The 21,246-nt window shown below is 60.4% G+C and carries 23 protein-coding genes; 14 read left to right on the forward strand and 9 right to left on the reverse strand.

What is annotated here, in order from left to right:
• From BLR71_RS16765 to BLR71_RS16785, 7 genes are all read left to right on the forward strand, one after another.
• On the forward strand, positions 1-318 hold a 318-nt coding region (locus BLR71_RS16765; RefSeq protein WP_139172668.1), incomplete at its 5' end, for a transposase.
• Positions 319-574: 256 nt separating this feature from the next.
• On the forward strand, positions 575-928 hold the full coding sequence (locus BLR71_RS16770; protein ID WP_092528915.1) for a hypothetical protein: 354 nt from the start codon (positions 575-577) through the stop codon (positions 926-928).
• 129 nt (positions 929-1,057) lie between these two features.
• Positions 1,058-1,909 carry a hypothetical protein gene (locus tag BLR71_RS17545; RefSeq protein WP_139172670.1) on the forward strand — a complete coding sequence of 284 codons (852 nt, stop codon included), beginning with the start codon at positions 1,058-1,060 and terminating at the stop codon, positions 1,907-1,909.
• 104 nt (positions 1,910-2,013) lie between these two features.
• Entirely contained in the window at positions 2,014-2,283 is a 270-nt protein-coding gene (locus BLR71_RS17550) for a hypothetical protein (protein ID WP_139172672.1), read from the forward strand.
• Between the two features lie 73 nt (positions 2,284-2,356).
• Positions 2,357-2,656 carry a hypothetical protein gene (locus tag BLR71_RS16775; RefSeq protein ID WP_092528917.1) on the forward strand — a complete coding sequence of 100 codons (300 nt, stop codon included), beginning with the start codon at positions 2,357-2,359 and terminating at the stop codon, positions 2,654-2,656.
• Positions 2,657-2,744: 88 nt separating this feature from the next.
• On the forward strand, positions 2,745-3,344 hold the full coding sequence (locus BLR71_RS17555; RefSeq protein WP_139172674.1) for a hypothetical protein: 600 nt from the start codon (positions 2,745-2,747) through the stop codon (positions 3,342-3,344).
• Between the two features lie 110 nt (positions 3,345-3,454).
• On the forward strand, positions 3,455-3,802 hold the full coding sequence (locus tag BLR71_RS16785; RefSeq protein ID WP_092528921.1) for a DUF3024 domain-containing protein: 348 nt from the start codon (positions 3,455-3,457) through the stop codon (positions 3,800-3,802).
• Between the two features lie 191 nt (positions 3,803-3,993).
• On the opposite strand, the gene BLR71_RS16790 is transcribed toward BLR71_RS16785, so the two are convergent.
• The 8 genes from BLR71_RS16790 to BLR71_RS16825 all read right to left on the reverse strand — a co-directional run bounded on the left by BLR71_RS16790 (position 3,994) and on the right by BLR71_RS16825 (position 13,630).
• Positions 3,994-4,893, reverse strand: coding sequence for a hydroxymethylglutaryl-CoA lyase (locus tag BLR71_RS16790; protein ID WP_092528923.1), 900 nt, complete (start codon positions 4,891-4,893; stop codon positions 3,994-3,996).
• Positions 4,894-5,043: 150 nt separating this feature from the next.
• On the reverse strand, positions 5,044-7,104 hold the full coding sequence (locus BLR71_RS16795; protein WP_092528925.1) for an acetyl/propionyl/methylcrotonyl-CoA carboxylase subunit alpha: 2,061 nt from the start codon (positions 7,102-7,104) through the stop codon (positions 5,044-5,046).
• Positions 7,101-7,925 carry an enoyl-CoA hydratase-related protein gene (locus BLR71_RS16800; protein WP_092528927.1) on the reverse strand — a complete coding sequence of 275 codons (825 nt, stop codon included), beginning with the start codon at positions 7,923-7,925 and terminating at the stop codon, positions 7,101-7,103. The genes BLR71_RS16795 and BLR71_RS16800 overlap by 4 nt, the downstream gene beginning before the upstream one ends.
• 150 nt (positions 7,926-8,075) lie before the next feature.
• Entirely contained in the window at positions 8,076-9,698 is a 1,623-nt protein-coding gene (locus BLR71_RS16805) for a carboxyl transferase domain-containing protein (RefSeq protein ID WP_092528929.1), read from the reverse strand.
• A gap of 180 nt (positions 9,699-9,878) precedes the next feature.
• Positions 9,879-11,048 (reverse strand): isovaleryl-CoA dehydrogenase, encoded by a 1,170-nt coding sequence (locus tag BLR71_RS16810; RefSeq protein ID WP_092528931.1) that lies wholly within the window; start codon positions 11,046-11,048, stop codon positions 9,879-9,881.
• Positions 11,049-11,293: 245 nt separating this feature from the next.
• A complete protein-coding gene (locus tag BLR71_RS16815; RefSeq protein ID WP_092528933.1) occupies positions 11,294-12,118 on the reverse strand; it encodes an ABC transporter substrate-binding protein in 825 nt (274 codons plus the stop codon).
• A gap of 52 nt (positions 12,119-12,170) precedes the next feature.
• A complete protein-coding gene (locus BLR71_RS16820; protein ID WP_245696581.1) occupies positions 12,171-12,902 on the reverse strand; it encodes an ATP-binding cassette domain-containing protein in 732 nt (243 codons plus the stop codon).
• The gene (locus tag BLR71_RS16825) at positions 12,899-13,630 is read right to left on the reverse strand and encodes an ABC transporter permease (protein ID WP_092528935.1); all 732 of its coding nucleotides are present in this window, start codon (positions 13,628-13,630) and stop codon (positions 12,899-12,901) included. The genes BLR71_RS16820 and BLR71_RS16825 overlap by 4 nt, the downstream gene beginning before the upstream one ends.
• A gap of 142 nt (positions 13,631-13,772) precedes the next feature.
• On the opposite strand from BLR71_RS16825, the gene BLR71_RS16830 reads away from it, so the two are divergent.
• Complete coding sequence (locus BLR71_RS16830; RefSeq protein WP_092528937.1) at positions 13,773-14,666, forward strand: helix-turn-helix transcriptional regulator; 894 nt, start codon at positions 13,773-13,775, stop codon at positions 14,664-14,666.
• 22 nt (positions 14,667-14,688) lie between these two features.
• Here the strand turns inward: BLR71_RS16830 and BLR71_RS16835 are convergent, their stop codons facing one another.
• Positions 14,689-15,636: a 2-dehydropantoate 2-reductase gene (locus tag BLR71_RS16835; RefSeq protein ID WP_092528939.1), complete on the reverse strand. Its 948-nt coding sequence runs from the start codon at positions 15,634-15,636 to the stop codon at positions 14,689-14,691.
• A 221-nt stretch (positions 15,637-15,857) separates the two neighbouring features.
• On the opposite strand from BLR71_RS16835, the gene BLR71_RS16840 reads away from it, so the two are divergent.
• From BLR71_RS16840 to BLR71_RS16865, 6 genes are all read left to right on the forward strand, one after another.
• Positions 15,858-16,043 (forward strand): hypothetical protein, encoded by a 186-nt coding sequence (locus tag BLR71_RS16840; protein WP_092528941.1) that lies wholly within the window; start codon positions 15,858-15,860, stop codon positions 16,041-16,043.
• Positions 16,044-16,131: 88 nt separating this feature from the next.
• A complete protein-coding gene (locus tag BLR71_RS16845; protein WP_092528943.1) occupies positions 16,132-16,914 on the forward strand; it encodes a helix-turn-helix domain-containing protein in 783 nt (260 codons plus the stop codon).
• A 233-nt stretch (positions 16,915-17,147) separates the two neighbouring features.
• Entirely contained in the window at positions 17,148-18,224 is a 1,077-nt protein-coding gene (gene dctP, locus BLR71_RS16850; RefSeq protein ID WP_092528945.1) for a TRAP transporter substrate-binding protein DctP, read from the forward strand.
• A gap of 80 nt (positions 18,225-18,304) precedes the next feature.
• The gene (locus BLR71_RS16855; RefSeq protein WP_092528947.1) at positions 18,305-18,877 is read left to right on the forward strand and encodes a TRAP transporter small permease; all 573 of its coding nucleotides are present in this window, start codon (positions 18,305-18,307) and stop codon (positions 18,875-18,877) included.
• Complete coding sequence (locus tag BLR71_RS16860) at positions 18,874-20,151, forward strand: TRAP transporter large permease (protein ID WP_092528949.1); 1,278 nt, start codon at positions 18,874-18,876, stop codon at positions 20,149-20,151. The genes BLR71_RS16855 and BLR71_RS16860 overlap by 4 nt, the downstream gene beginning before the upstream one ends.
• Positions 20,152-20,184: 33 nt before the next feature.
• Positions 20,185-21,222 carry a histone deacetylase family protein gene (locus BLR71_RS16865; protein ID WP_092528951.1) on the forward strand — a complete coding sequence of 346 codons (1,038 nt, stop codon included), beginning with the start codon at positions 20,185-20,187 and terminating at the stop codon, positions 21,220-21,222.
• Positions 21,223-21,246: the final 24 nt, after the last annotated feature.

Below are 21,246 nucleotides of genomic sequence, written 5' to 3' on the forward strand. Positions count from 1 at the left end.
TACCTCAAAGAAAAGGCACGAGACATCTGGCAGGGCTACCGGGTAAAAGGGGCTCGTGCGGCCTGGCAGGAATGGATTCACATGGCTCGGCTAACTGACGTTCGAGCTTTGGCCTCAGCAGCCAATCAGATCGAAACCAAGCTATTTGGCATTCTGAACGCCATGCGGTTTCGCGCCTCCAATGGCTTGGCGGAAGCTATCAACGGCCAAGTTCGAACCTTGAAAGTCCGAGCCAGAGGATTCCGAAGCAAGGAGAGGTTCAAGCGGGCAATCCTTTTTCACTATGGCGGACTGCCAATGGCTCCTAACCCACACTGATAAGTGAAGAGCCATGTTTGTACAGTATTATTGTGTCTGGCAAAATGCGCAAGCGCGCGAATTCTGCATGGGTAGCCGGGTTTTTTTGAGAAACCTTTTTTATCAACGGGTTAGGTGGGATCTGGTAGGCACGATAATACTGTTGAACGAGCCAGCGCGTTCAAGTGAATAAACGAGCGTGCTGTCTAATCACTGTTATGTGTAAAGCATTTATGCGATAAGCTATTTTCTATTCCACGAATGGAGGCGGTTAAGAATGGCTATCACGGATAAGTCAGATAAAGAAATAATTGAAATTGTTGAGCCAATGATCGACGACGTTGTTAATGCGTCCAATAAAAAGGACTGGAGTTTGTTCTCTCAATACCAAACCGACGAAGAAGCTAATGACCCTGAAAATAGAAAGAGTGTCGAAAGGCAGTGGAAAGAGTCTAGATTGTTAACGTCACTGAATCCTGAAAGAGAAATACTTGGGGTTTTACGCCGAGAAGACATGGCGTTGGTGTACTGGAAACAAACTAGCAATAAAGTCTCTGGTGAATATTTGGCAAGTTATCATATAAAAGAAGTAAATAAAGAGATTAAGGAGGTTGGGTTTTTAATAGTGTAGCCATCCAGGGGGCGGCAATAGCACATAACAAGCGCATCAACGGGACCGCTTTGTTACGCTGCCGCTCCACAAATCGGCCCGTTATGCGTGGCGTTATGTTTCTAGAGATCCCAAGGTAAGCAAAGCTTAATGAAGGATATTCGACCACGAATAGAAAAGATTGAAGAGCTGCTTGACGAGGGATCAATCAGCAGCCTCACGTATGCTGCGCTTGAGTGTCGTTTTACGATTGAGCTGATTTGTTACGAGCGGCTTCGGATCGCATATGGGGATACCTCATATTCCGATCTGCGCAAATGGCAGCCAAAGGATGTTGTGCAGCAGGTAATACAAGAAGCCAACGAGTTAGCGGCGACACCTTTAAAACTTTCTGTGTCTAATACCCCCATAGATCCCGATAATCCGCCGCAATCAGTTGGTGATTATGAAAACTTTGAATATATCGAAGTTGGCACTCAGACTGGCCTAGATATTAAAAAAATTGGCAGGCTTTGGAATTCCCTCTCTGGTGCAGCTCTTCATGTTCAAATCCCGAAAAGCAAAGCTGATGATCTATCAGTCTACGGGAACCCTGAAAGTATTAAAAAAAAGGTTGAAAAAGCCCTACATCTATTTAGGCAGGTTGCGAAAGGCAACCTTCTAACTTCTAGCCCTGGGCCCGAAGTTTCTTGTGAGTGTCACGGCTGCGGCGCGAAAATCAAAAGAAAAGTGGGGCTTGTATATGACGGCATGGTGGCAAGCTGCAGTTCAGAATCCTGCCAAGAAAGCTATCTGCTGAAGATAAGTGAACAGGGTATTGAATTTGGGCGGCGACAAATATCATTTCCCTGTGATGGCTGTGGCACAACTGTGGATATTCCGGCAAAGCTGGTTGAATCTCTCAGAATGGATCAATCGCTGACTGCGGAGTGTGGTCAATGTGCACATAAGGCATTGATAAGGCTTCGTCCATGTAAGGTGAATCGCAACAACGAAACATAACCAATGCATCAACGGGACCGGTTTTCCGCTGCCGCTCCAAACCGGCCCGTTATGCCGGCGTTATGCATCATTAGTTCAGTAAAATTGTCGGTATCGGATAATAAATGGGTATTGAATCTTTTTTAGCAATCTTAGTTATTGGCGTACACGTGCTTATTTTTAGTAAGTCACGTCACAATCTGCGCAGAAAAAGGTTATTGATTTCCATATTAGTAATAATAATGGGTTATCCCATAATGGTGCTTGGTATTCTTGTGGGTCTTAGTGGACAAAAAGATCTCATACCATTGGCAAAAGTATTGCTTCAAGCCCCCTTAATTGTTTCCTTTGCTAGTTTTTTAGTCTATTTGTCAGTGGGTAAAAATAATGCATAACAAGCAAAAGCAGGCGGACGCATAAATGCGCCGCTGTTTTGGTCGTTATGCCGAGTAAACAATTGGAGACACTATGAAGGTCACAGAGTTATTCGAGAAGGACTACACACCAAGAATCAGAATCGATATGAGTCGTATAAGGAACGATGATAAAGGCGAAGTTTCAAGTATTCTTCGAGGGTTGATGTGTTCAATTGAGGGGTGGGGGGCGATTTCTGGATTAACAAACGATGAGTTTCAAACTCGTGATCCGTTAATCCTTAAGTTCTCCTCAGTAGAAAATGCCCACTATTTTAAGGAATGTGTCGAATATTATTTCTCGGACGACATCCTCGACAGGCTTGAGGTGAAGCGGCGCGTCAAAAAGGCATAACAAATTGCTACACACGGAAAATTACTCGCTACGCTCCTAATTTTCGGGTGAGCAAGGCGTTAGCCTTACCGCATTCTAGGAGAGCAAATTGAGACCTGCTGAAACGAATGTCCTTTATCGGTTTTCCGAGTTAAAGTGGCTCGACCGTTCTTTGCGGCTCGGTGAGTTTAGATTGGTATCAGCCTCCTATATTAATGGGATAGAAGGCGACACAGAACGACAAGACAACGAAATTGATCGCAGTTTTGACGTTGACTCCAGTCGAGCAAAGGTAATACACGCTTCTACAGGAAAGGAAATTCGTCTCAAATCGAGTATTAACGTAAGCTGCTCAACTGAAACTGACTACTACATGCTCTGCTTTTCCACACAAAAAAGCAAAATCAATTACGATCTATTCTTGGGTTCTGAAGGATACATCGCAATTCAAGATCGCGTAGAGTTTACTAAACGCTTGAATCATGCAGTCGCAGAGGTTTTGCCAAATTGGCAGGCGTTGAATGCAGGTATTGCATACGGAATGAAGCAGCATGAATATGGTGCGCTGTTTAGAAAACCCAATGAATATATGTTCCAGTTTGAGTGGAGGTACGTTTGGCTGCCCCCTACTAGGGAGCGGAATCTAGAAAACTTCGTGGTCAGTATCGGCAATATTGAGGACATTTCCCATGTCCAAGAAAAAGGCTAACAAACGGCTGTTATCGCCCCTTCGGGGCTGGGACGGCCTTTCCGCCGCTGCGCGGCTACAAGTCCGCCCTAAAGCCGGGCGTTATGTAGGCGTTTCCATAGAGGATTGACATGACATTTAGTGAGTTAGAAGCAAAGAGCGTTGAGCGGGCCGTTTCTGAATTTTTAGAAGCTCAGAGGCCACCAGTCGAGATACGGCCCAAATTAGATCTAGTCGTTCGAGTTTCTGGTCAAAGCGTCCAGATTGTCGAGATTCGCCCTCAATTCTGGGAGCCGTCCACGAATGTTGAGTCGCCAGTAGCAAAGGCGACCTACGTCAAGAAGTCTCAACGCTGGAAAATCTACTGGATGCGCAGCGATCTAAAGTGGCATTCGTATACACCAGCACCTGAGTCACGCTCCATTGAGGAATTCTTTGCTATCGTGAGTGCTGACGAGAATGGCTGTTTCTTCGGGTAGCACATAGTCCATCATTCTAGTTCGTTTCGGTCCTGGCGGTTGCTCACCGAATACCCTAGTCGGGCGCCGCTTAATACGGTGGTAATTCTCTACCAAGGATACATAGCTGTCACAACGCAAAGCCCCCAAGCCAGCAAATGAGCTGGCTCGGGGGCTTTTTCGTTTTCTGCGCTGTTGTGACGTCGCTTTGGTCACTGAGCGGCGATGGCGACACCGACCTTGGAGCGATTGGGCCGCCCAATCGTTTGAGTGATCCAGGTGCCGGTCGCGGCCAGGTCGCTCAGGTCGATGCCGCTGTCGATCCCCAGGCCGTTGAGCAGGTAGATGACGTCTTCGCTCGCGACGTTACCGGAGGCGCCTTTGGCATAAGGGCAGCCGCCTAGGCCGGCCACGGAGCTGTCGATCACGGCGATGCCTTCTTCGAGTACAGCATAGAGATTGGCGAGCGCCTGGCCGTAGGTATCGTGGAAGTGGGCGCCGAGGTTCGCCATGGGGATGTCCCGCGCCACGGCCTCGAGCATTCGCTTGGCCTTGAGCGGTGTGCCGGTGCCGATGGTGTCACCCAGCGACACCTCGTAGCAGCCCATCTCATAAAGTGCTTTTGCCACTTCGGCGACCTTGGCGGGAGCGATCTCGCCTTCATAGGGGCAGCCAAGCACGCAGGACACATAGCCGCGCACGCGCACATTCGCGGCTTTGGCGCGGTCGAGTACCGGGGCGAAACGCTCGAGCGATTCACTTACCGAGCAGTTGATGTTCTTCTGCGAGAAGGACTCGCTGGCGGCACCGAATACTGCCACTTCGTCCACGCCGCACTGGAGTGCCGCTTCCAGCCCCTTGAGATTAGGTGTCAGCGCCGAGTAGACAACGCCATCGCGACGTTTGAGTCCGGTGATTACCTCGCGGTGGTCGGCCATTTGAGGCACCCATTTGGGCGAGACGAAGCTTGCCGCTTCGATATGGCGAAGGCCGGCGGCGCCGAGCCGGTCAATCAGTTCGAGCTTGGTTTCGGTGCTGACCGGTTCTGGCTCATTCTGCAGGCCGTCGCGAGCGCCGACCTCGACCAGCCGGACGGATTGGGGGAATGCCATCTGTTCTCTCCTGTCGTGGTCGCGGCTAGCCCAGCGCCAGGTCTCGGCGAAGGCGCGATGACCCCCTCCCCGGGCGCTACCTCTGCCATCCCTGGCAGAGGACCTCCGCTTCGACCTGTCGTCGGCGCCGCTCGCCATTGCGCGGGACGGTTATGCGTCGACGGTGAATTCCAGCAGTACCTCGCCTTGGCCGACGGTGTCGCCGGCCGCGAACAGGAAGCTGGCTACCTGGCCATCCGCGGGGGCGCTCAGGGTGTGCTCCATCTTCATGGCTTCCATCACCATTAGCGGCATGCCTTTCTCGACTGGGGCGCCGGGTTCCACTAGTAACGCGACCACTGTGCCGTGCATGGGCGCGGTGAGGGTCGATTCGGCTTCGTGCTGGCCGTGATCGACGGCATCGGCGCGCAGCCAGTCGAGGCGAGTCTCGCCTTGAGTATCGGCGAGCACGATGGCGTTGCCGTCGAGGCTGGCGAGCAGGCGACGACGGTGGCCATCGAGGGTCACCGCCACGGCGTCGCCATTCAGCCGCTGCAGGCTGGCCGAAAGCGTCTTGCCCTGGATGCTAAGCCGCCAGGGAGCACCGTCATGAGGACGGCTGCCGTCGACGATGACCGGCTCGGCATCGGGCGCTCGGGAAGCGCCCAGCGCCACGCGAATGCGGTAGTCAGCGTTGAGGCGGAAGCCATCATGGCGGTCCCAGGGGGAGTCGCTCGCGCCCTCGCGACCCAGTTGGTCAAGCGCCACCAGGGCGGCGCTGGCGTAGTCCTCGGCGTTGGGTTCGCGTACCTCGAACAGGTCGTCGTGGTGGTGTTCGATGAAGCGGGTATCGAGCTTTGCTGCCTGGAAGTCCGGGTGGCTCGCTAGGCGCTGCAGGAAGGCGCGATTGGTGACCACGCCGCGTACATCCAGTGCGGCCAGCGCCCGATTGAGGGTGGCAAGCGCCTGGCTGCGGTCATCGCCATGCACGATCAGCTTGGCGAGCATGGGGTCGTAGTGCATCGACACTTCATCACCGCTCTCCACGCCGCTATCGAGCCGCACCTGAAGAGGATCGAGGCCGGCGCCGACCAGGTCCAGCCCGACGTGTTCGAGGTGACCGGTGGCGGGCAGGAAGTCCTGGGCCGGGTCCTCGGCGTATAGGCGCGCCTCGAAGCTGTGACCGCGAATGGCTAGCTCGTCCTGAGTGCAGGGTAGGGCGTCGCCCATGGCGACCTTGAGCTGCCAGGCGACCAGATCCTGACCGGTGATCATCTCGGTGACCGGGTGTTCGACCTGCAAACGGGTGTTCATCTCCATGAAGTAGAAGCGGCCGTCTTGTTCTTGTGAAGAGCTCGGTGAAGCGTCCAGCAGGAACTCGACGGTGCCGGCACCCACATAGCCGATCTCCTGGGCGGCGCGCACGGCGGCTTCGCCCATCTCTCGGCGCAGGGCCTCGCTCATGCCTGGGGCGGGGGCCTCTTCCAGTACCTTCTGGTGGCGGCGCTGCACGCTGCAGTCGCGCTCGAACAGATAGACGCCATTGCCGTAGCGGTCGCAGAACACCTGCACTTCGACGTGACGCGGCTGAGTCAGGTATTTCTCGATCAGCATGCGCTGGTCGCCGAAGGCGGCCTGGGACTCGCGGCGGCAGCCGTCCAGGGCGGCTTGAAAGCCGTCACTGGATTCGACCACTCGCATGCCCTTGCCACCGCCGCCGGCGCTGGCCTTGAGCAGCACCGGATAGCCGATCTGGTCGGCCTCGGCGCGCAGTAGCTCATCGCCTTGGTCGTCGCCATGATAGCCGGGCACCAGCGGCACGCCGGCCTGGTGCATACGGGCCTTGGCGGCGGATTTATCGCCCATCGCCGAGATGGCGGAGGCGGGTGGGCCGATGAAAACGATGCCGGCCTCGGCGCAGGCGGTGACGAAATCGGCGTTCTCGGAAAGAAAGCCATAGCCCGGGTGGATGGCGCCGGCGCCGGTGCGCTTGGCGGCGTCGAGTACGGCATCCACCTTCAGGTAGCTGTCACGGGCGGCCGCCGGGCCGATGCGCACAGCCTCGTCGGCCTCGCGCACGTGTCGGGCGTTGGCATCGGCATCGGAGTAGACGGCCACGGTGGCGATCCCCATGGCGCGGGCACTGCGCATCACCCGGCAAGCGATCTCGCCGCGGTTGGCAATCAGGACCTTGGAAAAGGGTGTGCTCTGGTGAGGCGTGAGAGAGCTCATGACGTCGAATCCTTGGGGAGTTGGGCCCAGTGCGGCGTGCGCTTGTCGAAGAAGGCGGCGAGGCCTTCCTGGCCTTCATCGCTGACCCGCAACTGGCCGATCACGCGGCAGCAGCGCTCGCGGGTGGTGTCACTGTCGGGGTCGCGGCCGACCGTTGCCAGCAGCGCCTTGGTGGCGCGCTGCGCCTGGGGCGAGGCGGTGAGCAGGGTGTCGAGCATCGCCGATACGGCGTCGTCCAGGGCATCCGGCTCGGTGACCTGGTGGACGAGCCCCAGCCGCTCTGCTGTATCGGCCGGCATGACCTCGGCGGTCAAGGCGTAGCGGCGCATCTGGCGTGCGCCGATGGCGCGCTGCACATAGGGGCTGATCACTGCAGGTGCCAGGCCGATCTTGACTTCGGAGAGGCAGAACTTGGCCTTCTCGGAGGCGATCACCAGATCGCAGCAGGCAGCGAGACCCACGGCACCGCCGAAGGCGGCTCCCTGCACCCGGCAGAGCGTGGGGCAGGGCAGGGTATCGAGGCCGTGCATCAGCCGCGAGAGCTCGCGGGAGTCCGTTAGGTTGTCTTCCAGTGAATAGTCGACCATGCGCTTCATCCAGCCGAGATCGGCGCCGGCCGAGAAGTGCTTGCCCTCTGAGCGCAGCACCAGGGCGCGGACCTCGCTGCGTTCGGCGGCGATCGCGACCCTGTCGAGATGCGCGTTGAGCTCGCCGATCAGGTGGTCATCGAAGGCATTGAGCACCGCCGGGCGGTCCAGCGTCAGCCAGGCCACGCCGCGGGCATCTATCTCGAGTCTTGAGTAGGAGGTGATATCTGACATCTGGGGCCTCGTTAACAAAGCTTGAAGCTGGAAGAGCGGCTCTTCGCGCCTGGAAGCTGGAAGAACTTCCGATAACCTGTAGCCGAAGCGTTGGGAAGAGACTTCCAGCTTAGAGCTTCAAGCTTCCGGCTCCCTTGCGTAGCAAGGGGCCTACATCCTGAAAACACCGAAGCGGGTGTCGTCGATCTCGGCATTCATGGCCGCAGCCAGTGCCAGGCCGAGGACGTCGCGGGTCTGCAACGGGTCGATCACGCCGTCGTCCCACAGCCGGGCGCTGGCGTAATAGGGGTGGCCCTGGTGCTCGTACTGCTCGCGGATGGGGGCCTTGAAGGCCTCTTCTTCATCCTTGCTCCACTCGCGGCCGTCCTGCTCGGGCTGGTCGCGCTTGAGCTGATCTCTTCGCACTTGGGCCAGCACGTTGGCGGCCTGTTCGCCGCCCATCACCGAAATGCGCGCATTCGGCCACATGAACAGCAGGTTGGGGTCATAGGCCCGGCCACACATGCCGTAGTTACCGGCGCCGAAGCTGCCGCCGATCAGCACGGTGAACTTGGGGACCTGAGCACAGGCCACTGCAGTAACTAGTTTGGCACCGTGCTTGGCGATGCCTTCCTGCTCGTACTTGGAGCCGACCATGAAGCCGGTGATGTTCTGCAGGAACACCAGCGGGATCTTGCGCTGGGCGCACAGCTCGATGAAGTGGGCGCCCTTGACGGCGGACTCCGAGAACAGCACGCCGTTGTTGGCGACGATGCCTACCGGGTGGCCGTGGAGGTGGGCGAAGCCGGTGATCAGGGTGTCGCCGTAGTAGCGCTTGAATTCGTCGAAGTCGGAGTCGTCGACCAGCCGTCCTATTACCTCGCGAACGTCATAGGGCTTCTTGAGGTCGGTGCCGACGATGCCGTAAAGCTCGGCGGGGTCGAGTCGCGGTGGGCGAGACTCCCTGAGCGCGAGCTGGCCGCGCTTCTGCCAGTTGAGCCGCGAGACGGCGCGCCGGGCGATTTGCAGCGCATGGGCATCGTTGTCGGCATAGTGATCGGCCACGCCGCTGACCTTGCAGTGCACGTCGGCACCACCCAGGTCTTCGGCGCTGATGGTCTCGCCGGTGGCCGCCTTCACCAGCGGTGGGCCGCCGAGGAAGATGGTGCCCTGGCCCTTGACGATGATCGACTCGTCGGCCATCGCCGGCACATAGGCGCCGCCGGCGGTGCAGGAGCCCATTACCACCGCGATTTGCGGAATGCCGGCGGCGGAGAGGGTGGCCTGGTTGTAGAAGATGCGCCCGAAGTCGTCGTGGTCGGGAAAGACTTCGTCCTGCTCGGGCAGGTAGGCGCCGCCGGAGTCGACGAGATAAATGCAGGGCAGGCGATGCTTGCGGGCCACTTCCTGAGCGCGCAGGTGCTTCTTGACGGTCAGCGGGTGATAGGTGCCGCCCTTGACGGTAGCGTCGTTAGCGACGATCACACACTCGACGCCGCTGACCCGGCCGATGCCGGTGATCACGCCGGCGGCGGGCAGCGGCGTATCGTAGACGTTATAGGCGGCCAGCGCGGAAAGCTCCAGGAAAGGCGAGCCTTCGTCGAGCAGGTGGTCGATACGGTCGCGCACGTACAGCTTGCCGCGGGATTCGTGGCGGGCTCGGGCCTTGTCGCCGCCGCCCTGGGCCAGGGTCGCGGTCAGTTCCTTGAGGGAAGTGACCGTCTCGCGCATCGCCGCCTCGTTGGCCTGGAAGACCTCGCTGCGCGGATTGATCTGGGACGTCAGGATGGACATATTTCGGTTCCTGAGCTGGCTCGCGTGGCTCGGCACGCGAGGTGCTGGGATTGGCAGAGTCGTAAGAGGGAAGGCGGCACTTCGTGCCTTGAAGAGGGAAGGGAAAACGAAAATCTGTACTTCCTTCTTCCTTCTTCCTTCTTCCTTCTTCCTTCTTCCTTCTTCACTCTTATGTCTTGTTTAGGCCGATTCGTTAAAGATCTCGCGGCCGATCAACATGCGCCTAATCTCGCTGGTGCCGGCGCCGATCTCGTACAGCTTGGCGTCGCGCAGCAGGCGCCCGGTGGGGTATTCGTTGATGTAGCCATTGCCACCGAGCAGTTGGATGGCATCGAGCGCCACCTGGGTGGCCTTCTCGGCGCAGTAGAGAATCACCCCGGCGGAGTCCTTGCGCGAGGTCTGGCCGCGGTCGCAGCCGGCGGCCACTGCATACAGATAGGCGCGGCAGGCACTCAGGGTGGTGTACATGTCGGCGATCTTGCCCTGCACGAGCTGGAACTCGCCGATGGCTTGGTCGAACTGCTTGCGTTCATGGACGTAGGGCACCACCACGTCGAGAGCCGCCTGCATGATGCCGATGGGGCCGGCGGCGAGTACGGTGCGCTCATAATCCAGCCCGCTCATCAGCACCTTGACGCCACGGCCTTCCTCACCCAGCACGTTCTCGGCCGGCACGCGGCAATCCTGAAATACCAGCTCGCAGGTGTTGGAGCCGCGCATGCCGAGCTTGTCGAGCTTCTGGGCGGTCGAGAAACCGGGGAAGTCCTTCTCGATGATGAAGGCGGTAATGCCCTTGGAACCGGCGTCCGGGTCGGTCTTGGCGTAGACCACCAGTACATTGGCGTCGGGGCCGTTGGTGATCCACATCTTGTTGCCGTTGAGCACGTAGTGGTCGCCGTCGCGGCGGGCGCGCAGCTTCATCGACACCACATCCGATCCGGCACCCGGCTCGGACATCGCCAGCGCGCCGACGTGCTCGCCGCTGATCAGCTTGGGCAGGTACTTGGCCTTCTGCTCGGCACTGCCATTGATCTTCAATTGGTTGACGCACAGGTTGGAATGCGCCCCATAGGACAGCCCCACCGATGCACTGGCCCGGGAGATTTCTTCCACGGCGATGCAGTGCGCCAGATAGCCCATGCCGCTGCCACCGTCTTCTTCGGACACGGTGATGCCGAGCAGGCCCATGTCGCCGAATTTCTGCCACAGGTCGTTGGGGAACTCGTTCTTTTCATCGATCTCGGCGGCGCGGGGGGCGATCTCGTCGCGGGCGAAGGCGTTCACCTGATCGCGCAGCATGACCATCGTCTCATCGAGGCCAAAGTCGAGGGGCTGATAGGGGGTATGCATGGCGTGGCTCCCGGGCAGGTCGTTGCCAGGCGGCGGCGATAAAGATCGACAGGCCACCGCGCGGCGCTTGATTGGATATCAGTGTCGCTTTATACGACTAGCCTAGGCTTGGTTTACGTTAACGTAAAGTGAAGGTTGCGACGGATAGACCAAGGTTGCAGCCCGAGCCCCTGAAACGACATCGGGCGCCTCGCTGGGCGCCCGATAATCGCTGTTTCACAGCTTGTCGTGTCAGGCCTCGGCCATCAGGAGCCGTCGGCGTTGGGGAAGAACAGCTGCTGGCCATCGACGCGGTAGTCGGCGATCGCTTCCTGGCCGTCTTGCGACAGCAGCCACTCATGCCACTGCTTGGCCAGATCGTGCTTGAGGTCCGGGAAGCGTTCCTCGCTGATCAGGATGCTGCCGTACTGGTTGAACAGGGCTTCGTCGCCTTCGAAGACGATGGCCAGGTTCTGCGGGTTCTGGAAGGCGACCCAGGTGGCGCGGTCAGACATCACATAGGCGTCCATGCCGGCCGCGGTGTTGAGGGTGGGGCCCATGCCGCTGCCCAGCTCCCGGTACCATTCGCCGCTCGGCTGGATGTCGGCGGCTTCCCACAGGCGCAGTTCGGCGCGGTTGGTGCCGCTGTCATCGCCGCGCGAGGCGAAGGGCGCTTCGGCTTCGGCGATTTTAGTCAGGGCTTCCTCGACGTTCTTGGCATCGCGCACGCCGGCGGGGTCGCTGTCCGGGCCCAGAATCACGAAGTCGTTGTACATGACGTTCTGGCGTTCGCTGCCATAGCCTTCGGCGACGAAGCGTTCTTCGCCGGAGGTGTCATGCACCAGCAGGCTGTCGGCGTCGCCACGGCGAGCGATCTCGAAGGCCTGGCCGGTACCTACCGCGACCACGCGCACGTCGATGCCGCTCTCTTCCTTGAACTTGGGCAGAATCGAGTCGAACAGGCCCGACTGCTCGGTGGAGGTGGTCGATGCCAGGGTGATGAAGGGGGCATCGTCCTGGGCCAGGGCAGCAGCAGAAAGGGTGCTGCCGATCAGGCCGAGGGCGGCGAGGCTGAGGATCCGATAGCGCATACGAGCATTCCTTATAGTAATGACAACAGTTGGCGTGGCTCGAGCGAGCGAGTCACCACACCAGTTCTCCTTTCACGAAGGCTCGGGCCTCCGCGCTGCGTGCAGCCGAGAAGAAGGTCTCGGCCTTGCTGTGCTCGACCAGTCGGCCGTTGCACAGAAAGATCACCTCATCGGCCAGGCGACGCGCCTGATGAAGGTCGTGGCTGGTCATGACGATACGGGTGCCGCGACGATGGAAGTCCGCGATGGCGTCTTCCACTGCCTTGATGGCGGCGGGGTCCAGCGCTGCGGTCGGCTCGTCCAGGAACAGCACCTCGGGATTGATCAGCCAGGCCCTGGCCAGCGCCAGGCGCTGTTGTTCGCCGCCGGACAGCACCCTTGCCGGGCGTTTGGCCACGGCGGCAAGGCCGAAGTGCTCCAGTGCCTCATGGGCGAGGGCACGACGCTTGGCGCGAGGCACGGCGTTGATCTTCAGGGTGTAGGTCAGGTTGGCGAGCGCCGAACGACGCAATAGCACCGGGCGCTGGAAGACCATGGCCTGGCGCGGCTGACCCGCCGGCCATTGCACTTGGCCGCGGCTGGGTTGCAGAAGCCCGTGGGCCAGGCGCATCAGCAGGCTCTTGCCGGCGCCGTTGGGGCCCATGATCAGGGTCTTGCCGCTGGTCGAGAGCGTGAGGCTCACGTCCTCGAGCAGGGTTTGGCCGCGATGCTCGAAGCTCACTGCGTCGAGCTTCAGCCTTGCGGGTGCCTCCTGGATGTCCATGGCCATGCTCATGTCGGTCATCCCAGTCGTCTCCTGGCGGCTTCACCGATGACGTAGGCGGCGCCGTTGACCAGTGCCACCAGGCTCAGCAGCACGATCCCCAGCCCCAGGGCCAGCGGCAGGTTGCCCTTGCTGGTCTCGAGGGCAATGGCGGTGGTCATCACCCGCGTTACCCCATCGATGTTGCCGCCGACAATCAATACCGCGCCGACCTCGGCGCTGGCGCGGCCGAAACCGGCCAGCACAACGGTGATCAGGCCAAAGCGCGCATCCCACAGCAGGGTAGGGATGGCGCGGACTCTGCTCAGTCCGAACGAATAGAGTTGCTCCTGGTATTCGCCCCAAAGCTCCTCGACCAGTTGGCGGGCCAGGGCGGCGATGATCGGCAGCACCAGCACCACCTGCGCGATGATCATGGCACTGGGGGTGAACAGCAGCCCTAGCTCTCCCAGCGGGCCGGCCCGCGACAGCAGCAGGTAAACGCCGAGCCCGGCCACCACTGGCGGCAGGCCCATGAGCGCATTGAGGGCCACGATCACCACCCCGCGTCCAGGCAGGCGCCAGAGTGCCAGGGCGGCCCCCAGTGGCAGGCCGATCAGTGCAGCGGTCAGCACCGCGCTCAGCGATACCCGCAGCGACAGGGCAACGATGTCTACCAGCGCCGGGTCCATGTCCATGACCAGGGCCAGCGCCGTATACAGGGCACTATCGCTGTGCGGGTCGCTGGCTGTTATCCCACCGGTCGACATGGCAATCTCCTGATAATGCTTGCAGCATGTGGTTTAAGTAACTTAAGTGCATCTTATACTGAAAAATATGCAGTCAAAGATCTATAAACGACAAGAATGATCGACGCGGATATCCTCCATGCCCATAGATGAATCACCCACGATGCATCGTCATGCCTACCTGACCACCGCCGAAGCGGCCGATTACCTGCGGCTCAAGGAGCGCAAGGTCTACGATCTGGTCCGCCAGGGCGAGATTCCCTGCACCAAGGTGACCGGCAAGCTATTGTTTCCGCGCCAGAGCCTTGATCTGTGGCTGATGAGCCACTTGGAGGGCGGACAACCCGGGCAGCGGCCGATACCGCGGGTGTTGGCCGGCAGCCAGGATCCGCTGTTGGAGTGGAGCCTGCGCGAAAGTGGCTCGGAGCTGGCGATGTTATGTCAGGGCAGTGGCGATGGGGTGCGACGGCTGCTGGATGGCGATGCGCTCTTGGCGGGGGTGCATGTGATCGATGATGCGGGTGGCTATAACCATCCCGAATCGCTGGGGCTTGGCGGGGTGCGCGATCTGGTGATGATCCGCTGGGCGAGGCGTCGCCAGGGCTTGATGCTGCCGCCGGGCAACCCAAAAGGCATCGACTCGCTGGCGGCGCTGGCCAAAAACGACCGGGGAGAAGCCCCGCTGGTGGCAAGGCGTCAGCCGGGGGCCGGCGCCGACCGGCTATTACGCTTCCTGCTGAAACGCCATGACCTGACCCTTGAAGATTTGCGGCTGGCGCCGGACACGATGCTCAGTGAGGACGACCTGGCTCTGGCGGTGCATCAAGGGCAGGCCGATGTAGGGCTGGGCGTCGAGGCAGCGGCGCATCGTCATGGCCTCGACTTTGTGCCGCTTCAGCAGGAATGCTTCGATCTGGCGATGCGCCGGCGCAGCTATTTCGAGCGGCCGGTCCAGCATCTGTTGGCCTTCGCCCAGGAGGCGCGTTTCGCCGAGCGCGCCGCGATGATGCAGGGCTACGACCTCACCGGGCGCGGCAAGGTCGTCTATAACGCCTGAGGATGGCGCCGGCCGTATTGGCTTAGCGGTCGTCGAAGGCCACCTGCCCCCGTGCCCGTGCCTCCTGAGGCAGCAGGGCGGCATAGAGGGCGGCGTTGATCGGCGTCGCGACGCCGGCGGCCTTGCCCAGGCGCACCACGGCGCCATTCTGGGACTCGAGTTCAGAGGGGAGGCCATCCATGATGTCGCGCTGCATCGAGGCGGTACTGTTCTCGGGTAGGGTGTCGATGAACTTGAGCGCCTTGGCCACCGCGTCATCGGGCAGTGCCACTCCGCGGGCACGGCCGACTGCCGTGATCTCTTCCATGACCTCTTCCAGCAAGCGGCGACTCTGCGCTAGCTGGCGGCTAACGCCCATCGGCGCGCGCGTCACGGCGCCGACACCGCTCATGGCGCAGATGAACAGGAACTTGCTCCACACCGCGACCTGAATGTCGTCGGGTATTTCGGCGGTGACGCCCGCGGCCTTGTCGAAGGCGGCCTTCACGCGCTGGGTGCGCTCGCTCTGGCGATTGTCGGCCTCGCCGAAGCGCACGAACGGCTCGACGCCTGCATGGCGAATCACTCCCGGCGCTTCGCGGTAGGCCAGGATGCCGCAAAGCCCGCGCAGTACTTTGTCATGACCCACGGCCTCGCCGAGCACGTCGGTGGCCTCGACGCCGTTCTCCAGCGGCAGCACCAGGGTCTCGGGACCGATCAAGGGGGCCATCGTCTTGGCGATTTCCTCGACCTGCCAGGCCTTCACCGCCACGATTACTACATCCACCACGCCGATGGTCGCCGGGTCGTCGCTGGCCTGAGCCTTGTCGAGATGAAGGTCGCCGTTGATGCTTTTGACGGTCAGGCCGTCGCGCTGGATCGCGGCCAGGTGGTCGCCACGGGCGATGAAGGTGACGTCTTCACCGGCATCGGCGAGACGGGCGCCAAAATAGCCGCCCACGCCGCCGCTTCCATAGATGGCAAATCGCATGCTGAGTCCTTAATCAATGATGGATGGGGCGATGAATGGACCGATAAGATCGACCACCGCAAGGTTTACCTCTATGAGCCAAGGGCTGTCCAGCAAGAACAAGAGGCTAGAATGGGGGTGTCTCTCCTATGAGACACTTGGGGCCTTGAGCCAGGGCTTATAAACTCACCGTCAGTGATCTTTTTGTCTTATGTTCCTGATCTATCGGGAAGGAGTCTTAAATGAAATTGACTATCCTCGCGCTGACGGTCGTTGCTGCCGCCCTGACACTAGCCGGCTGTAGCTATCAGCCCGCTCGTATCGATCCAGAACCGATCATCGAGATCGGCGATGGTGGCCATCATGATGGCCATCACGGCGGCGGTGACTTTTGCCCGCCGGGTCAGGCCAAGAAGGGGCGCTGCTAGGTTCTAAGCGCTAAGCCCCGACTTGGTGTTACGGGCAGCCTGGCGTAGGCTTATAAAGATTCGTTGATACCGGACCCTTGCCTGCGCCATGTCTTTCTTCAGCTTGAAAACCTGCACGCTGATTGAACAGCCGGTCGCCCATGAGCACGGCTTTCATCAGCTGATTCTGGCGACGTCGGGCGTGACCGAGCTGAGTATCGAAGGGCGTGGCGAGCGCATCACCCGCGAGCGCGGCTGCCTGATTCCTTCCACCTATCATCACGAGTACCTGGGCGATGGACGCAACCGGACCCTGGTGCTCGATGTGCCCCTGGCACACTTGCCACGGCTAAGCTGCGGCGATGAGGTACAACGGCTTTTCGAGTCGCCCCGCTTTTTCACCGTGACCCCGCGGCTGCAGACCCTGGCCCAAACCCTGATGGGCGAAGTCGAGGCCTCGCCAACCCTTCAGAGCGAGATTGCCACCCTCATCCTGCGGACCCTTTATCTGAGCCTGCATGAGCAAGCCCTTCCGGAAACCCAGGCATCGGCCGAGCGCTCCTTGTACCGTGAGCGGCTCGATCTGGCGCGTGTCGAGGCCTATATCGACCGCCATCTGTCCGAGGCCATCCACGTCGATGATCTGGCCGGTCTCTGTGCCCTGAGCCCCGGCCATTTCCATGCCTGCTTCCGCGAGGCCACCGGTGAGACCCCGCTTCACTTCGTGCAGCGCCGCCGCCTTGCGTTGGCGCAGACCCTTCTTCAGGAAAGCGACTTGACGCTGGGCCAGATCGCCGAGCGCATCGGCTTTTGCGATCAGGGCAGCTTTTCCCGCGCCTACCGTCGCACCTTTCGGCATACCCCAAGCGAGTACCGGCGCCTCGCGCGCTGATTCATCCCATTTCCCCTCCGCTGAGCACGTCGCCGCTTTTCTCTTTTCGGCTTGAGTGCTTGGCAATATCTGAGTATCGGGCAAATCCTTCTGATGATCGGGCAAGCAAGGTGCTCCTTTCCGACATAGGCTTAAGTCAGGAATCGCACACAGGCTTCGGGGCCTGATCGTTTCAGCCCAAGGCGTGCGGTTCACTTTCCCCAACAACCACAACACATGGAAAGAGACGACTCATGCCTACCCTACGCTTGCCAAAGACACTGGCCTTGGCCGCGCTGCCCCTGGCAATGGCCGCTGCTCAGGCCCAGGCCCAATCCTACGAGATGGTGATTGCTACTCAGATCCCCGAGAACATGAGCAATAACGCCATCTACCCGGCGCTGGTGCACTTCAAGGATCTGGTCGAGACCCGCACCGACGGCGATCTGACCGTGTCGATCTTCGGCGGTGGCCAGCTGGGCTCCGAGGTCGAAAACGGCTCCGAGGTACAGGCAGGTGGCCGCACGCTTCAGTCGACCATCATGTCGTCGGGCGCCATGTCTTCCTTCTACGGTGACTATCAGCTGGTTACCGCACCCTTCCTGTTTTCCAACTGGCGCCAGGCCTGGGCCTTCTTCGATGGCCCCTGGTTCGCTGACTTCATGAAGGGCACCATCGATGCGGCCGACATGCGCTATCTCGGCACCTTCGATGACGGCGGCGGCTTCGTGGCCTTTACCAACAACAAGCGCCTGATCAAGACGGTGGAAGATCTGGACGGCTTGAACATTCGCACTGAGGAAAACCCGGCGCATGTGGCGATCATGCAGTCGCTGGGCGCGTCGGCGACGCCTCTTCCCTGGGGCGAGCTGATCACGGCGCTGGAAACCGGTCTCGCCGATGGCCAGTTCAACGCGCCGGTCCTCAACACTACCTTCAACTTCGATGCCGTCACCGACTACACCACTCTGACCGGGCATGTGTACAACAGCGCGCCCTGGGTGGTCAGCGAGAGCTGGTTCCAGGAGCTACCGGAGGACTATCAGGATGCGGTCGTGACCTCTGCCCGCGAGGCCATCACCATGAGCCACGGCATGTCAGGGGCGCTGGCTACGGCCAGCTGGCAGGAGTCCTGTGAGCGCTTCGAGGAGTGCTACATCATGCCCACCGCCGAGCGTGAGCGGATGGCGGACATCGCCCGGCCGGCCTGGCAGGACTGGATCGTCAACGACTACGGCATGGATGAGTCCCTGGTCGACGACATGCTCACCGAGGTGGCTCGGGTAGGTGACGAGACCGCCGAGCAGGATATTGCCCGCTACGGCCAGTAACGCTCTCCAACCGTTGCAAACAGGCAGCCCCCTGACTGCCTGTTTGCCTGTCGCTCGACTCCTGCGTGGAAACTATTGTGATGGCGATTCTCGAGCCCCTGCGCCGTGTCAGTGAAGCCGTCAATCGGGTGGCCATCGTGGTGTGCGTGGCCTGTATCCTGTTGATGCTGGGCATCTCTTTCACGGCATTTCTCTACAAGCTGGCGACCGGGTCGACCCTGAGCTGGACCTATTCCCTGGCGCGCCTCTTTCTGCCCTGGATCGGCTTTCTGTCGATGACCATTTCACTGCGCTATGGCGAGCATGTGGCGATGACGTTGCTGGTCAGGAGCCTTCCTCGGGTGTTGCTGAAGGCGGCCGCCGTGGCCTGCCTCGTGGTCATCGCGTTATTTGCGCTGATGCTGGTCTGGTATGGCTGGGACTTCTTCCTCAATGCCACCCAGATGTACATGGTCTCGGACAACATCCAGATCTCCAATCGCTTCACGGCGATCGTGGTGCCGCTCTCCGGGCTGATCATTCTGCTGCACCTGGTGCATGGCTTCGATCTGCTTGAGCACTTCATCGACGAGCAGTCGTTTATCGACGAGCTGATCGTGACCACTGATAGCGACTCGTCCAGTCACCATCGTGATGCGGAGACTCCCTTATGACACCTGCCATTCTGATGTTCGTGGTGCTGTTGCTGATCGGCGCCCCTGTCGCGGTGGTGATGGCCATGTCGGGCCTCGCCGGCGGCTTCGCCCTCGGTGGCGAGCGCATGCTCGGCATCATCGCCGACCGCATGTTCTCAGGCGTTTCCGGCTTTCTGCTGATCGCCGTGCCGTACTTCATCTTTACGGCGGAGCTGATGAATCAGGGCGGCCTGACTCATAAGCTGATCGCGTTCAACAATGCGCTCTTTGGCCGCGTTCGCGGGGCGCTATCGCACGTCAACGTGACGGTCTCGGTGTTCTTTGCAGGCCTCACTGGCGCGGCCATCACCGACACCGTGGCGATCGGCAAGATCATGATCCCGGAGATGAAAGAACAGGGCTATGACGCCGAATATGCCGCGGCCATTACCGCCTGTTCGTCGATCATCGGCCCCATTATCCCACCAAGCGTGGTGATGGTGGTGTACGCCACCTTGCTGCGGGATATCTCGGTCATCGACCTGTTTGCCGGTGGCATCATCCCGGGCATCCTGCTGGCCGCCGCCTTGCTGGTGACCAGCATGATTCTCGCCTGGAAACGCGGCTACCCGAAGCAGGCGCCGACACCCTTCAAGGTCGCGATCTTTTCCTTTCTAGCCGCGCTGCCCGCACTGGTGGTGCCGCTGATCATCCTTGGGGGAATCCTCTCGGGGCTGACCACCATCACCGAGGCATCGGGGTTCGCGGCGGTCTACGCCATCCTGATTGGGGTACTGGTCTATCGCAGCCTGACGCTTGCCAAGATCTGGCACGCGCTGGTGGTCACGGTGCGTTTTTCAGGGGTGGTCTTCTTCCTGCTGGCGACCTCGGCGGTGCTTGGTTGGTTCGTGACTCGCTCGGGGATCGCGCGGGACGCCGCCTCGATCATCACGACCTTCAGTGATGTCGCCTTCGTGCAGCTAATGATGGTCTGTCTGCTGCTGATCATCATCGGCACGGTGATGGATGTGCTGCCGGCGTTGGTGGTCGTGGCGCCGGTGATCGTGCCGGCGATGATGCAGCTCGGTTTTGACCCGCTGCACTTCGCGATCCTGATGATCGTGGTGCTGAATATCTCCAACGTGACGCCCCCGGTGGGGATGACGCTGATGACGGCAGCGCGCATCGCCGAGGTGCCCTACGAACGGGCCATCATCGCCTCATTGCCGTTCTACTTTTCCTTCCTGGCCGTCATCGTGCTGTTAGCCGCTTTCCCCGCACTGTCGACCTGGATTCCTAGTCTTCTTGATTAAGTCTCTTTGATTAAGCCTTCTGGATTGAGCCTGATGAAACTCTTCTACTCCGCCACCCAGAATAGCCATGCGCCCGAGACGTTTCTGCTTCGGGGCCAGCCGGCCCCGTCGCCGGAGCGCCCCGAGCGAGCCGTGCGCCTTGCGGACGCTATCGGTGAGCTTGGGCTGACCCTCGACGCTCCCGCCGAGGTGGATTCGCCGCGCCTGCGAGAGCGCCTGTCGCGTATTCATGCCCCGCGCTATCTCACCTTTCTGGAGACCATTCATGCCCGCTGGCAGGCAATGCCGGGGGCATCGGCCCTGGTGGCGCCTAACGTGCACCCCTGTGGCGGCGGCTATCAATACCCTAGCCACCCGGTGGGCCAAGCGGGCTGGCACCTGCATGACATGGCCTGTCCGATCGGCGCCAACAGTTTCGCCGGCATCCTGGCCAGCGCGGCCAGTGCCGAAGCCGCGGCGATGAGCGTGTGCGAGGGGGAGGCCAGTGCCTATGCCCTGTGCCGGCCGCCGGGTCATCATGCCGGCCCTGAGCGAGCCGGCGGCTTCTGCTTTCTGAATAATTCGGCGCTGGCGGCCACCGTGCTTCGCGAGCGTCATGGCCGGGTGGCTATCGTCGATGTCGACCTGCACCACGGTAACGGCACCCAGGATATCTTCTATGCCCGGGGCGACGTCTGGACGGGGTCGGTGCATGCCGATACCGATGCCTTCTATCCCTTCTTCTGGGGCGGTGCCGACGAGACCGGCAGCGGCGAAGGGCTTGGGGCTAACGTCAATCTGCCGCTGCCGCTGGGCAGTAATGGCCAGGTGTTTCTCGACGCCCTGGAAACGCTGCTCGCGCGCCTTGACGACTTCTCGCCGGAGGCCGTGGTAGTGGCGCTGGGGCTCGACGCTCACAAGGATGATCCGCTGGCCGGGCTCGCGCTCGAGACCGAGGATTTTCGCAGCATCGGCGCTCGCCTGAGTAAGCTTTCCATGCCGATGGTGCTGGTACAGGAAGGCGGTTATCCGACCGCGGCCCTGGGCGCCAATTTATCTGCTTTTCTAGAGGGCTTTCGCGGAGACGGATGACATTCTGCGTTGGCTTATTGACAT

It is taken from the genome of Onishia taeanensis (genome assembly GCF_900100755.1).
GTDB classification, from domain to species: Bacteria; Pseudomonadota; Gammaproteobacteria; order Pseudomonadales; family Halomonadaceae; genus Onishia; species Onishia taeanensis.

Coding starts and splice junctions, on each gene's coding strand:
- BLR71_RS16770 (WP_092528915.1), top strand. CDS start 575: ATGGCTATCACGGATAAGTCAGATAAAGAAATAATTGAAATTGTTGAG.
- BLR71_RS17545 (WP_139172670.1), top strand. CDS start 1,058: ATGAAGGATATTCGACCACGAATAGAAAAGATTGAAGAGCTGCTTGAC.
- BLR71_RS17550 (WP_139172672.1), top strand. CDS start 2,014: ATGGGTATTGAATCTTTTTTAGCAATCTTAGTTATTGGCGTACACGTG.
- BLR71_RS16775 (WP_092528917.1), top strand. CDS start 2,357: ATGAAGGTCACAGAGTTATTCGAGAAGGACTACACACCAAGAATCAGA.
- BLR71_RS16785 (WP_092528921.1), top strand. CDS start 3,455: ATGACATTTAGTGAGTTAGAAGCAAAGAGCGTTGAGCGGGCCGTTTCT.
- BLR71_RS16790 (WP_092528923.1), bottom strand. CDS start 4,893: ATGGCATTCCCCCAATCCGTCCGGCTGGTCGAGGTCGGCGCTCGCGAC.
- BLR71_RS16795 (WP_092528925.1), bottom strand. CDS start 7,104: ATGAGCTCTCTCACGCCTCACCAGAGCACACCCTTTTCCAAGGTCCTG.
- BLR71_RS16800 (WP_092528927.1), bottom strand. CDS start 7,925: ATGTCAGATATCACCTCCTACTCAAGACTCGAGATAGATGCCCGCGGC.
- BLR71_RS16805 (WP_092528929.1), bottom strand. CDS start 9,698: ATGTCCATCCTGACGTCCCAGATCAATCCGCGCAGCGAGGTCTTCCAG.
- BLR71_RS16810 (WP_092528931.1), bottom strand. CDS start 11,048: ATGCATACCCCCTATCAGCCCCTCGACTTTGGCCTCGATGAGACGATG.
- BLR71_RS16815 (WP_092528933.1), bottom strand. CDS start 12,118: ATGCGCTATCGGATCCTCAGCCTCGCCGCCCTCGGCCTGATCGGCAGC.
- BLR71_RS16820 (WP_245696581.1), bottom strand. CDS start 12,902: ATGACCGACATGAGCATGGCCATGGACATCCAGGAGGCACCCGCAAGG.
- BLR71_RS16825 (WP_092528935.1), bottom strand. CDS start 13,630: ATGTCGACCGGTGGGATAACAGCCAGCGACCCGCACAGCGATAGTGCC.
- BLR71_RS16830 (WP_092528937.1), top strand. CDS start 13,773: ATGCATCGTCATGCCTACCTGACCACCGCCGAAGCGGCCGATTACCTG.
- BLR71_RS16835 (WP_092528939.1), bottom strand. CDS start 15,636: ATGCGATTTGCCATCTATGGAAGCGGCGGCGTGGGCGGCTATTTTGGC.
- BLR71_RS16840 (WP_092528941.1), top strand. CDS start 15,858: ATGAAATTGACTATCCTCGCGCTGACGGTCGTTGCTGCCGCCCTGACA.
- BLR71_RS16845 (WP_092528943.1), top strand. CDS start 16,132: ATGTCTTTCTTCAGCTTGAAAACCTGCACGCTGATTGAACAGCCGGTC.
- dctP (WP_092528945.1), top strand. CDS start 17,148: ATGCCTACCCTACGCTTGCCAAAGACACTGGCCTTGGCCGCGCTGCCC.
- BLR71_RS16855 (WP_092528947.1), top strand. CDS start 18,305: ATGGCGATTCTCGAGCCCCTGCGCCGTGTCAGTGAAGCCGTCAATCGG.
- BLR71_RS16860 (WP_092528949.1), top strand. CDS start 18,874: ATGACACCTGCCATTCTGATGTTCGTGGTGCTGTTGCTGATCGGCGCC.
- BLR71_RS16865 (WP_092528951.1), top strand. CDS start 20,185: ATGAAACTCTTCTACTCCGCCACCCAGAATAGCCATGCGCCCGAGACG.